The organism is Burkholderia sp. LAS2 (genome assembly GCF_018417615.1).
Classification (GTDB): Bacteria; Pseudomonadota; Gammaproteobacteria; order Burkholderiales; family Burkholderiaceae; genus Burkholderia; species Burkholderia sola.
The window spans coordinates 119,130-131,566 of sequence record NZ_CP071054.1 but is presented as its reverse complement, the minus strand read 5'-3'; the positions used below and the strand labels follow the sequence as shown (position 1 = coordinate 131,566).

Genomic DNA, 12,437 nt, shown 5'->3' with positions numbered 1-12,437 from the left:
GATAACGTCAACGATACATGCGCGCCGGGTGCGCCGCCCTTTCGGCGTGCCGTCCGCGCCATCGGGGAAACCGATACCCGGGGCGGGCGCGGGCCGACGCTCAGATCCAGCGCGACAGCACCGGCAGCAGGACCGGTACGACGAATGCCGTCAGCACGCCGTTCAGCCCCATTCCGAGCCCAGCGAACGCGCCGGCTTCCTCGCTGACCTGGAACGCGCGCGCGGTGCCGATCCCGTGCGACGCGACGCCGAGCGCGAAGCCGCGCACGGCCGGCTCGTCGATCCGCAGCAGATTGAGGATGCCGCGCGCGCACACCGCGCCGAAGATCCCGGTCGAGATCACGAGCACGGCGGTGAGCGACGGAATGCCGCCGATCTCGGCGGCGACGGCCATCGCGATCGGCGTCGTCGCCGATTTCGGCGCGAGCGACGCGATCGTCTGGTGCGACGCCCCGAACAGCGCGGCGATGCCGACCGCCGACACGATCGCCGTCAGCGAACCCGCGAGCAGGCCGACGAGCAGCGGCAGCGCGCTGCGCCGCAGCTTCGACCACTGGCGGTACAGCGGCAGCGCGAGCGCGACGGTCGCGGGGCCGAGCAGGAAATGGACGAACTGCGCACCTTCGAAATACGTCGGATACGGCGTATGCGTGAGCGTCAGCAGCACGACGATCATCGCGACCGCGATCAGCACCGGATTCGCGAGCGGATTGAAACGCGCCCGCGCATAGACGGCCTGCGCGAACAGATACGCGACCAGCGTGATGGTCAGGCCGAGCAGCGGGCTCGCGGCGAGATAGACCCAGATCGCGCCAAGCTTCGGGAACGCCGTCATTGCGCACCCTCCGCGGTGCCGCCCGCGCGGCGCTGGCGCCGCAGCAACGCGCGCGTGACGAGCGCCGTCACCGCGATCGCGAGCGTGGTGCTGACGGCCAGCGCGACGACGACCGCGGCCGCGTCGCCGCGCACGCGGTCGGCCGACACCATGATGCCGACGCCGGCCGGCACGAACAGCAGCGACAGGTGACGCAGCAGCTCGAGCGCGGTCGGCTCGATCGCATCGGCCGCCTGCGGGCGCAGCATCACGAAGCCGAACAGCAGCAGCATGCCGATCACGGGGCCCGGCACCGGCAAGCCGAACAGATAAGACACGCCTTCCCCGAGACACTGGAAGATCAGCAAGACCGCGAACGCCTGCAACATGAACCGCTTCTCCCGAACGTGGCCGCGCTGCCGTGCAAGCGCGGCCGATGAGCCGGCGGCTGGCGACGCCGGCGTGAACGATACGCGCGATCGTACCAACAATGCCGGCGGCCGGGCGCGATTGGGTGATCGACACGCTGCCGGGCATGAACGAAACGCCCGCACGCAAAAACGGCGGGCAACGTGCCCGCCGTCCTGTCGTTCAAGTTCGAATGGCCGTCGACCGCGTTACTTCAGCCGCGTCGCGATTTCATTGGCCATCGCCTTCGTCGCGGCCTTCGTCGGCGCATCGTCGGCCAGCGCGTTCAGCAGGCCGAAATCATGGATCGTGCCGTCGTAGCGCGTGGTCGTCGCGTCCACGCCGGCCGCGTCGAGCTTGCGGCCGTACGCTTCGCCTTCGTCACGCAACACGTCGAACTGCGCGACCTGGATCAGCGCGGGCGGCAGCCCCTTCAACTGCGCGACGCTCGCGCGCAGCGGCGATGCGTAGATCTCGTTGCGTTGCGCTTCGTTCTTCGTATAGGCGTCCCAGAACCACTTCATCAGCGGCCGCGTCAGGAAGTGGCCTTGCTGATACGCGTTGTACGAACCCGTGTTGAAATTGTGGTCCGTGACCGGCCACATCAGCCCCTGGAAGCGGATCGCGGGGCCGCCCTTGTCCTTCGCCATCAGCGCGACGACGGCCGACATGTTCCCACCGACGCTGTTGCCGACCACCGCGAGGCGGCTGCCGTCGACGCCGATCTCCGCGCCGTGCGCGGCCACCCACTTCGTCGCCGCATACGCCTGGTTGATCGCGACCGGATAACGCGCTTCCGGCGACGGCGTGTAGTTCACGAATACCGCGACGGCGCCCGACTGCACGACGAGATCGCGCACGAGGCGCTCGTGCGTCGGGAAATCGCCGAGCACCCAGCCGCCGCCGTGGATGAACACGAATACCGGCAGCGTGCCCGTCACGCCTTGCGGGCGCACGATCGTGACCGGCACCGACAGGCCGTCCTGTTCGATCGTGCGGTTCGACACGTCGATGCCGGACAGATCGACCTTCACGCCGTTCTGCGCGTCGACCAGCACCTGGCGCGCCTTCGCGGGGCTCAACGTTTCGAGGCCCGGGCCCTTCTGGCCGTTCAGCGCGGCGAGGAACGCGCTCGTCTTCGCATCGGGACCGACGGCATCGGCGGCGAACGCGGCAGGCGCGGTGGACAGGGCGGCTGCAACGGCGGCGGCGATCAGCAGCGGCTTGACGATCTTCATGGTGCGACTCCTTGGTCGAATCTTCGAATGGCGATGAATGGTTGGCAATGCGACTTATTGGACGAGCGTGAGCGTGACGTCGATGTTGCCGCGCGTCGCGTTCGAGTACGGGCAGACGACGTGCGCGCGGTCGATCAGCGTTTGCGCGATGTCGCGATCGAGGCCCGGCAACGAGATCTTCAGCTCGACTTCGATGCCGAAGCCGTTCGGGATCGCGCCGATGCCGACGCTGCCTTCGATCGCCGCGTCCGCGGGGATCGCGATCTTGTCGCGCGCGGCGACGAACTTCATCGCGCCGATGAAGCACGCGCTGTAGCCGGCGGCGAACAGTTGTTCGGGGTTCGCGCCCGCACCGCCCGCGCCGCCGAGCTCGCGCGGCGTGGTCAGCTTCAGGTCGAGGCCGCTTTCGGGCACCGTCGCACGGCCGTCGCGGCCGCCGGTGGCTTTTGCATGGGCGCGGTACAGCACTTTTTCGATCGACATGACAGACTCCTTTTCAGCAAGTGAATGAAACACCCTTCGAACCGGGGACGGCGTGCCGGCGGATTCCGCATCGGCGTCGCATTTGTTTATCTACTCATAGATAGACAAACATCCCCAAAAAATGCAGCCGAATGATCCCGCCTGCGTCAGATTATCTATCTACTACATGATAGACAACGAGATTCAATAAAAAGGCGGCGAACCGCCTCCCTGCTTGCGCCGTCCGTCAGGACCGCGTTTTCCAGACGGACTCGACGTCCTCGAGACGCGCCCGCGTGTGAAACAACCGGCTGGCCAGCACGCTGCCCTGGAACGCCGCATACAACGTGCGCGCCGCGGTTTCCGGCTCGCCGCTGAACTGCAGCGTGCCTTCCTTCGCGCCTTGCGCGAGCAATTCCGCAAGCCAGCTTTCGTTGGCCTTGAAGAACGCCTGCACGGCCTGCCGCACGTTCTCCGGCAAGGTTTCGATGTCGGACGCGAGCATCCCGCACAGACAGATCAAATTGCCGTCGCCGAGCGTGCGGCCGAACATCTTCGTGTACAGGCTCAGCTTCACGTCGGCCGGCAACGCCGGATCGATCGCCCGCACGGCCGCGAGGACTTCGTCGCTGTAGGCCGCCACCGCTTCCAGCACGAGATCGTCCTTCGACGGGAAGTAGTAGTGGATGCTCGACGTCTTCACGCCCACCAGGTCGGACAGGTCTCGATAGCTGAAGCCGTTGTAACCGCGCTGCATCATCAGCGTGATCGCGTGGTCGAGAATCTGTTCGCGGACGGTCGGTTTCGTTTCCATGGATCGAACTTTATCTACTCATAGATAGATAGTCAAGGATTTTTTTAGGGGCGTGATGACCATGCCCCGGGCGCGATCCCGATGCGCAAGCACGGAGGAAGCGGTCGCACGGCCGGGGCGGCTTACAACCGGCCTGCAGCGCGATCGAATCGATGCGACACTTCACGCCGGGCCACGCGAATCGCGGCGCAACGTCCATCGGCTGGAACGATGGGTCGGCACACGATTGCCGCCTCGCATCCGGCCCGGTATCGTCGGCCCGCCCGCCGCGTCGGGCCGCATAAGGAGAACAAGTCGATGTATTCGTGGTTTGAACGGCGCCTGCCGACTTTCCCGCTCGAAGATCCCGTCACGCCGCCGAAGGGATTCTTCTCGTTCGTCTGGGCGTGCACGAAAGGCGCGCGCGGCTGGATCCTGCTGATCGCGCTGACGTCGGCCGCGCTGGCCGCATACGAAGCCGCGCTGTTCGCGATGATGGGGCACGTGGTCGACTGGCTGTCGTCGTCGACGCCGGCCGGATTCGGCGGCCGCCACTTCGGCACGCTCGCCGGTTTCGCGGCGATTCTCGTCGGCAGTGCGCTGCTGATCGCGCTGCATACGATGGTCAAGCACCAGGTGCTCGCGATCAACTTTCCGATGCGGCTGCGCTGGCTGTTTCACCGGCTGATGCTCGACCAGAGCCTGTCGTTCTACGCGAACGAGTTCGCGGGCCGCGTGACGACCAAGATCATGCAGACCGCGCTGGCGGTGCGCGACGCGCTGTTCATGTCGGTCGACGTCGTGATCGGCGTCACCGCCTACCTGATCGGCATCCTCGTGCTCGCCGCGAGCTTCGACTGGCGGCTGATGATACCGCTCGCGCTGTGGGCGCTCGGCTACGGCGCGGCGTGCGCGTATTTCGTGCCGCGCCTCGGTGCGGTCGGCAGCCGGCAGGCCGACGCACGCGCGCTGATGACGGGCCGCATCACCGACGCGTATTCGAACATCACGACCGTGAAGCTGTTCTCGCATACGCGGCGCGAAGCCGACCACGCGCGCCGCGCGATGGAAGCGTTCAAGGCGACCGGCGACGCGCAGATGCGGCTCGTCAGTGCGTTCGAGATCGTCAACCACCTGCTGTCGACGCTGCTGCTGATCGGCTCTGCCGGGCTCGCGCTGTATCTGTGGATGCACGGCGAGGCCAGCGCGGGCGTCGTCGCGGCCGTGATCGCGATGGCGCTGCGCCTGTCGAGCTACTCGCACTGGATCATGTGGGAAATGACCGAGCTGTTCGAGAACGTCGGCACGATCCAGGACGGCATCAACACGCTGACGAAGGTGCGCAGCGTGGTCGACGCGCCCGATGCGAAGCAGCTGACGGTGCAACGCGGCGAGATCGTGTTCGACAACGTGCAGTTCGCGCACGAGGACAACGATCGCGCGGTATTCGACGGGCTGAACCTGACGATTCGGCCGGGCGAGCGGATCGGCTTGATCGGCCGCTCGGGCGCCGGCAAGTCGACGCTCGTGAACCTGCTGCTGCGCTTCTACGACGTGAGCGGCGGCTCGATCCGGATCGACGGGCAGGACATCGCGCACGTCACGCAGGACAGCCTGCGCGCCGCGATCGGGATGGTCACGCAGGATACGTCGCTGCTGCACCGGACGATGCGCGAAAACCTGCTGTACGGCCGCCCCGATGCGACCGAGCGCGAGATGCAGGACGCGGCCGTGCGCGCGGAAGCGGCCGAATTCATCGACCGGCTGCGCGACCGCCACGGCCGCAGCGGCTACGACGTCGAAGTCGGCGAGCGCGGCGTGAAGCTGTCGGGCGGCCAGCGCCAGCGCGTCGCGATCGCGCGCGTGATGCTCAAGGATGCGCCGATCCTCGTGCTCGACGAAGCGACCAGCGCGCTCGATTCCGAGGTCGAAGTCGCGATCCAGCGCAGCCTCGACAGCCTGATGAGCGGCAAGACGGTGATCGCGATCGCGCACCGGCTCTCGACGATCGCCGCGATGGACCGGCTGATCGTGCTCGACGAAGGGCGCATCGTCGAGGAAGGCACGCACCAGCAGTTGCTGCAGGCGGGCGGCATCTACGCGGCGCTGTGGGCGCACCAGAGCGGCGGGTTCCTCGGCGAAACGGCGGACGCGGAAAGCGTCGAGCAGTGAGCAGGGCAGCCATGGCAACATGGCGGCACTTCGATCATCGCCGGTCGGACGAACCGGGGGCACAATGCGTGCCCCTCCGCCGCCCGGTCAATGTAACGTCGCGAACAGCAGGTTCAGTCCTTCCGAAACAATCGGATGCCCGATGATCGCATCGCGCACCGCCGTGTACGGCAGGCCGCCGAGCATCGCCATCTGGACCGCGGTCGTCACATCGCCGGCGCCCGTGCCGACCATCGTGAACCCGAGAATCGCGCCGGTGCCCGGATGCACGAGCGCCTTCATGAACCCGCGCGTGTTGCCGTCGGTGCGCGCCCGCGGCACGGAAGCCATCGGCAGCTTCGCGACCCCGACGTCGATCTGTCGGGCATTCGCGTCCGCTTCGTTCAAGCCGATTCGACCGAGTTCCGGGTCGATGAACAGTGTATAAGGAATGACGCGCTCCGCGGTGTTCGCCGGACGGCCTTCGATACCGGCTTTCAGCACACGGTAGTCGTCGAACGACGCATGCGTGAACATCGGCGTGCCCGCGACTTCGCCGATCGCCCACGTGCGCTCCGCCGTCGTCGCGAGCCGGTGGTCGACCTTGATGAACCCGCGCTCGTTCGTCTCGACGCCGGCGAGCTCGAGCCCGATGCCGGCCGTCTGCGGCGTGCGCCCGGTTGCCACGAGCACGTGCGAACCTTCGATCGCACGGCCGTCGGCCAGCCGCACCGTGACGCGCTCGCCGCTTTTGCCTTCGACGCCGACGAGCCGCGCGGCGAGTTCGAGGCGAATGCCGTCGTCGGTCAGCGCCTGCTGGATGACCGTGCTGACGTCCTCGTCTTCGCGCATCGCGACGCGCGGCGTATCGCTGACGAGCGTAACCGCGCTGCCGAGCCGCCGAAACGCCTGCGCCATCTCGAGCCCGATATAACCGCCGCCGATGACAACCAGATGCCCGGGAAGCGTCGTCAGCCGCAACGCCTCCACGTGCGTGAGCGGCTGCGCATCGCGCAGCCCCGGCACGTCCGGGATCGACGCGACCGTACCCGTGTTGATGTAGACGTTCTCGCCCTCGTAGATCGTTTCGGCCCCGTCGGGGGCGCCCCCCCCCCCCCGGGGGGGGGCCCCCCCCCCCCCCCCCCCCCCCCCCCGGCCGGGGGCCCCCCCCCCCCCCCCCCCCGCCGCCACCGCCACCGCCACCGCCTCCGCTGCCTCCCGCGCCGCCGTACCGGCTCATGCCCGGTCCTTGCGACGTACCGCTGCCCGACGACGTACAGCCCGTGGACAGCACAAGCACCAGCGCCGCGATCAGCGCCGCAGCCAACGTTGCCGATTTCATTGCGATCTCCTTGCTGCGCGCAGGCAACAGGAAAGGCGGTTCGCGTGAACCGCGTCTGCGCGATGACAAGACGTTTCGGCGGGGCGCTTATTCCATGCTTTTTGCGTATCGCCGCGGCGGTGCCTGGATCAACGATAGACGAGATCGGCGCGGCGATTCTGCGCCCACGCTTCCTCGTCGTGGCCGAGCGCGACCGGCTTTTCCTTGCCGAGGCTGACAGCCTCGAGTTGCGTCGCCGGCACGCCGAGCGTTTCGAGCGCGCTCGCCACGGCCTGCGAGCGGCGCTGGCCGAGCGCGAGGTTGTATTCGGACGTGCCGCGCTCGTCGGTGTTGCCCTGGATCAGCACGCGCCGCGCGGGATGGCTGCGCAGGTAGTCGGCGTGCGCCTGCAGCAGCGACTGGAATTCGGGCTTCACCGAGTACTGGTCGAAATCGAAGTAGATGCTGCGCTTCGCGAGCGGGCTGTTCGGATTGTTCAGATCGTCGGCCGTCACCGTCGCGACGGTTTCACTCGACGGCGTCGGCGCCGCGCCGGCATTCTCGGGCGTCTTCGCCGCGTGGTGGCAACCGGCCAGCAGGACGAAAGTTGCCAGGACCGCAATTCGCTTCATTTTGCTCATCGTTCTTCTCCAGCGGTTGACTGCGTTGAAAGCGGGGCGCGTGCCATTCGCACGCAGCCGTCCGGTCGCCATGGCGCGAAAGGTCCGGCTCCGTTGCCGTGATGCAGGTTCGTAAGCCGGTGGTGCGCCAGATGAAAGAATGTTGCGGGCCGGAACGCCGGAGCGCGGCGTCGCTGCAAACAGATTAGGAAAAATGTCACAACGTGCCCAGTTTCTCCGCATTTTTTGCGCAAACGCGACAGCCGGGAGGCATTCTTGCTTCCGCGCCTGGGGTGCGGTACGCGACGCCCGCCACGGCGAAAAAGGCCGCGCAGAGCGCGCGGCCTTGCCGGTGCCGGACACCGCGATCGGGTGATGGAGGAAGCGCTCGCCGAATGCAGTCGGTCAGCCGCGTGACGGCGCCGCCCGCACGCCGCATCGTCAGAACTTGTGGCGTAGCCCCAGCGCGACGACGGCCTGATTGCTGTTCGCGGAAGGCGTCATGGTCCAGACCGTCGCGTTGAACGCCGGATTGCCGTTGCCGCCGCTCACGCTCTGGTAAGTGCCTTCGAGATACGCATCCGTGCGCTTCGACAGCGCATAGTCGGCCTGCGCGACGACCTGGTTCCATTTCGGGCGGGTCTGTCCCGTGCGGGTGTCGAAGCGGCCAATCGTGTACGTGTACGCGGCGGCGACGCTCAGCGCGCGCGTGACGAAGTAGCGTCCGTCGATCGAGAAGTTGTCGAACACCAGCGATTCGCCCTTCAGCGGCGCGATGTTGCCGCCCTGGAGCACGCCCGTCACGCCGTCGGTGGTCGAATGCGACCACGCGGCGCCGACCGAGTGCGGCCCGAACGCGTAACGGCCGGCCATCGCCCAGATCTGCTGGTTGCCGCCCGTGATGGTCGCCGAGCCGTCGACCGTGCTCAGCGCGCCGTCCGGATTCGGCGCGTTGCGGTCGCGGCTGATCTTCAGGTAGCCGGCGCCGAGCTTCAGCGGCCCGTTCGCGTACGACAAACCCGTGCTCCACACCGCGTTGTTGGAGAACTGGCCGGGCGTGTTCGAAAACCCGATCATCGCGCCGAAGGTCAACCCGCGAACCGTCGGGCTCGTGTACTTCACCGCGTTATTGATGCGCAGGTTGCGGTTCGAATCGTCGTTGTCGTACGGGTGGACCGCAAGGTTGCCGCCCCAGCCGGGGCCGGACGCGCCGAGCGGCGTCACGAAATCGAGGATCAGGTCGTACTGGCGGCCGAAGGTCAGCGCGCCGGCCGTCCTGGATTCCACGCCGAGCCACGCCTGGCGGCCGAACAGATCGACGCCTTTCTGCGACAGCTTGCCGGTCGTGCCAGAGAAGCCGTTTTCGAGCGAGAAGACCGCGGCCAGTCCGCCGCCGAGATCCTCGCGACCGCGCAGCCCCCAGCGCGACGCATTCAATGCGCCGCTCGTCATCGCGACGCCGCCGCTGCCGGGCGAGCCGGCACCGCGCGTGCGCTGGTTGGTGGAGTAGGTGATCGACGTGTCGATCAGGCCGTACAGCGTCACGCTGCTCTGGGCAAGCGCGACATCCGACACGAAGCCGGTCAGGCAGGCGGCAATGACGGTCCCCGCGACGCGTGTGCCGGCATGCTGGTTCGTTTGGCAGGAATGCATAGGCGTTTTGTTGTTGTTGGGCCGGCCTGGCGGCCGACGGATCGAGCGGCCATTATTGGAGATCGTGCGGCGGTCGATTAAGGCGTTGCACAGGAAAGGTCCTCTGCCCAATCACTCGGAATCGCGGTAGGGCGACTTGCGGGGAGACGGTCGGGAAGGAGCGGCTGAGACGGTGCGTAGGGTTCGGCGCGCCATCGCGCGACGGTGGTGTGCCGAACGTCTAGACCCGGCCCGAACGCTCGCCGTAGAAATCCCGAGACCGGAATCCACCACGATCGGACGCGATTCCACCTGGAACGACATGGAGCAGGGCAGAATAGGGCGCGCGTGGCGCATGCCGACCGCTGTCGGCAGCGCGCCGATTCACGAAAACCTGTCGAGTCTCCATGGCGTTTCCGATGTCCCCTATCTTGCGTCCCATCCGGTTGGTGTCCCGAACGACGGCCGGTGTTGCATTCGTCGTCAGTCTGCTGTCGGGCTGCGCTGCGCTGTCTTCATCTGCGCCGGTCGACCCTCAGCAGCAGTTCGTTGCGGAGCAGCGAAATGCGAACATGCGATACATCGACAGTCTCGCGGCGTACAAGCCCGTTTTCCAGAATCCCGGCAACTATAGTCGAGCGCAGGTGCTGGAAAAGTACGACGCGGTTCTCTATCAATACTCGCTCGCTGCGGTGAGCTGGGTTCGCGCAATCTATCCTGCCACCCGGCAGACGTTGCCGCCATCCCTGCAACCATTGCCTGCACCGTCCGGGCCGCTCAGCCTGGCGGACGTGAACCGACACTACGAACACGCGCTCGGCATGAACGCCGGCATGTGGGAGATCAGCATGGCCGCGGATTTCGGCAAGCCGTCGAAACTGGCGGTGCCGCGATATGACGGGCCGTTGCTTTTCATGCCGTTCGCACCGCCTTTGCCGCCGCTGCAGGATGTTCGCGATCCGCAGTTCGCGCGGCTGGTGACCATGACGAAGAAGCTGGACGACGCGCAGAAGGCGGACCTCGCTCGACAGAACGCGGCGACCGCGAAACAGATGGCGGAGAACGCCGCGATGCACGCGGCAAACCATCCGCCCGGCCCGAATCCGCTGGACTCGATCGATCCGCGGACCGGGTTGCCGTATCCGGCACCGCAACAGGACACGCAGCGCTGGTGCACGATGATGGGCAACGGTGTGGGTGGTCGGGTGCCGTGTTGAATCGAGGCGGACGACGGCGGGCTGATCCGATGTGACGTGGACGTCATGGTGATCGTCCCAGTCGCGTTCGTCGCCGGCGCTCCCAAGGGTGCGGACAATCAACCTACAGGCCAGAACACGACATTAGGATATGGCTGCCACAATCGACAATGTCGATAATTCACCTTATGTCAAATTTTAAATAGCCATGATCACCCTCTATGGCGCGGGTTCGGCAATCTCGAATACGTCCATACGCTGAAAAATCTGCCAATCGGGCGCGCCCCCAACTGCAGCGCGCCCACCCTCAACCGACCATCAAACCGCCATCACCGTCACCGACTTCGTGACGAGATACGGCTCCAGCGCTTCCGGCCCGCCTTCCGACCCGTAGCCCGAATCCTTCACGCCGCCGAACGGCATTTCCGGCCACGGCGTCGCCGGCTGGTTGATCCACAGCATCCCGACTTCGAGACGTTGCGTCAACAGATGCACGTTCGCGAACGAACGCGTGAACGCGTAGCCGGCCAGACCGAACGGCAGACGGTTCGCCTCGGCGATCGCATCCTCGAGCTTGTCGAACCCGCGAATCGCCGCGACCGGGCCGAACGGCTCGTTGTTGAACACGTCCGCTTCGAGCGGCACGTTCGCGATCACGGTCGGGGCGAAGAAGTTGCCTTCCGCGCCGATCCGCTCGCCGCCGGTCTCGATGCTCGCGCCGACCTTGCGCGCGTTGTCGACGACCGACGCCATCGCGGTCAGGCGTCGCGGGTTCGCGAGCGCGCCGAGCGTCGTGCCTTCGTCGAGACCGTTGCCGATCCTCAGCCCTTCCGCATGCTTGACCAGCGCGCGCGTGAATTCGTCGCGGATGCTGTTGTGCACGAGGAAACGCGTCGGCGAAATGCAGACCTGTCCCGCGTTGCGGAACTTCGCCCCGCCGGCGGCCTTCACTGCGAGCGCGACGTCTGCATCCTCGGCGACGATCACCGGCGCGTGGCCGCCCAGTTCCATCGTCGCACGCTTCATGTGCTGGCCCGCGAGCGCGGCCAGCTGCTTGCCGACCGGCGTCGAACCCGTGAACGTGACCTTGCGGATCACCGGGTGCGGAATCAGGTACGACGAGATTTCAGCCGGATCGCCGTACACGAGACCGATCACGCCCGCCGGCACGCCCGCATCGACGAACGCGCGCAGCAGCGCGGCCGGCGACGCCGGGGTTTCTTCCGGCGCCTTCACGAGGAACGAACAACCGGTGGCGAGCGCCGCGCTCAGCTTGCGCACGACCTGGTTGACCGGGAAATTCCACGGCGTGAACGCCGCGACCGGACCGACCGGTTCCTTCACGACCGTCTGCTGCGCACCGAGATTGCGCGGCGGCACGATCCGGCCGTACACGCGGCGCCCTTCGTCCGCGAACCATTCGATGATGTCGGCCGCCGACAGCACTTCGACGCGCGCTTCGGTGAGCGGCTTGCCCTGCTCCTGCGTCATCAGCTGCGCGATCGTGTCGGCGCGTTCGCGCACCAGCGCGGCCGCCTTGCGCATCGTCGCCGCGCGTTCGTGCGCGGGCACCTTGCGCCATGCTTCGAAGCCGCGCTGCGCGGCGGCGAGCGCACGGTCGAGATCGGCGATGCCCGCGTGGGCCACCTTGCCGATCGCCTTGCCGGTCGCCGGGTTCACGACGTCGATCGTCTTGCCGCTCGCGGCGTCGACCCACTCGCCGTCGATCAGCAATTGCGTATCCGTATAAGTCACGTTAGCCATCCAGACACCCCTACATTGCGTCGATAAAACGCGCGCGG

General features: G+C 66.8%; 10 protein-coding genes and 1 pseudogene. 2 read left to right on the top strand and 9 right to left on the bottom strand.

The window, feature by feature from the left end; genetic code table 11:
• Window positions 1–100: 100 nt before the first annotated feature.
• The 5 genes from JYG37_RS29690 to JYG37_RS29670 all read right to left on the bottom strand — a co-directional run bounded on the left by JYG37_RS29690 (window position 101) and on the right by JYG37_RS29670 (window position 3,736).
• Window positions 101–835, bottom strand: a complete 735-nt coding sequence (locus JYG37_RS29690; protein ID WP_050015589.1) for an LrgB family protein — start codon at window positions 833–835, stop codon at window positions 101–103.
• On the bottom strand, window positions 832–1,203 hold the full coding sequence (locus JYG37_RS29685) for a CidA/LrgA family protein (RefSeq protein WP_089490138.1): 372 nt from the start codon (window positions 1,201–1,203) through the stop codon (window positions 832–834). The genes JYG37_RS29690 and JYG37_RS29685 overlap by 4 nt, the downstream gene beginning before the upstream one ends.
• Window positions 1,204–1,431: 228 nt before the next feature.
• Window positions 1,432–2,460: an alpha/beta hydrolase gene (locus JYG37_RS29680; protein WP_050015592.1), complete on the bottom strand. Its 1,029-nt coding sequence runs from the start codon at window positions 2,458–2,460 to the stop codon at window positions 1,432–1,434.
• A gap of 54 nt (window positions 2,461–2,514) precedes the next feature.
• Window positions 2,515–2,943, bottom strand: a complete 429-nt coding sequence (locus JYG37_RS29675) for an organic hydroperoxide resistance protein (protein ID WP_050015594.1) — start codon at window positions 2,941–2,943, stop codon at window positions 2,515–2,517.
• Window positions 2,944–3,169: 226 nt separating this feature from the next.
• Window positions 3,170–3,736 (bottom strand): TetR/AcrR family transcriptional regulator, encoded by a 567-nt coding sequence (locus JYG37_RS29670; RefSeq protein WP_050015596.1) that lies wholly within the window; start codon window positions 3,734–3,736, stop codon window positions 3,170–3,172.
• Between the two features lie 297 nt (window positions 3,737–4,033).
• Here JYG37_RS29670 and JYG37_RS29665 point away from each other — a divergent pair, with 297 nt between their 5' ends.
• The gene (locus tag JYG37_RS29665; RefSeq protein WP_050015598.1) at window positions 4,034–5,887 is read left to right on the top strand and encodes an ABC transporter ATP-binding protein; all 1,854 of its coding nucleotides are present in this window, start codon (window positions 4,034–4,036) and stop codon (window positions 5,885–5,887) included.
• An 87-nt stretch (window positions 5,888–5,974) separates the two neighbouring features.
• Here JYG37_RS29665 and JYG37_RS29660 read toward each other — a convergent pair.
• From JYG37_RS29660 to JYG37_RS29650, 3 genes and pseudogenes are all read right to left on the bottom strand, one after another.
• Window positions 5,975–6,967 (bottom strand): annotated as a pseudogene (locus JYG37_RS29660) (FAD-dependent oxidoreductase); the annotation flags it as partial.
• Window positions 6,968–7,336: 369 nt separating this feature from the next.
• Window positions 7,337–7,828 carry a peptidoglycan-associated lipoprotein Pal gene (pal, locus tag JYG37_RS29655; RefSeq protein ID WP_050014064.1) on the bottom strand — a complete coding sequence of 164 codons (492 nt, stop codon included), beginning with the start codon at window positions 7,826–7,828 and terminating at the stop codon, window positions 7,337–7,339.
• A 420-nt stretch (window positions 7,829–8,248) separates the two neighbouring features.
• Window positions 8,249–9,460, bottom strand: coding sequence for a porin (locus tag JYG37_RS29650; protein ID WP_089489379.1), 1,212 nt, complete (start codon window positions 9,458–9,460; stop codon window positions 8,249–8,251).
• 386 nt (window positions 9,461–9,846) lie between these two features.
• Here JYG37_RS29650 and JYG37_RS29645 point away from each other — a divergent pair, with 386 nt between their 5' ends.
• Complete coding sequence (locus JYG37_RS29645; protein WP_235356225.1) at window positions 9,847–10,656, top strand: hypothetical protein; 810 nt, start codon at window positions 9,847–9,849, stop codon at window positions 10,654–10,656.
• A 297-nt stretch (window positions 10,657–10,953) separates the two neighbouring features.
• Here JYG37_RS29645 and JYG37_RS29640 read toward each other — a convergent pair whose 3' ends face one another.
• Window positions 10,954–12,399 carry an NAD-dependent succinate-semialdehyde dehydrogenase gene (locus tag JYG37_RS29640; protein ID WP_213346880.1) on the bottom strand — a complete coding sequence of 482 codons (1,446 nt, stop codon included), beginning with the start codon at window positions 12,397–12,399 and terminating at the stop codon, window positions 10,954–10,956.
• Window positions 12,400–12,437 lie beyond the last annotated feature (38 nt).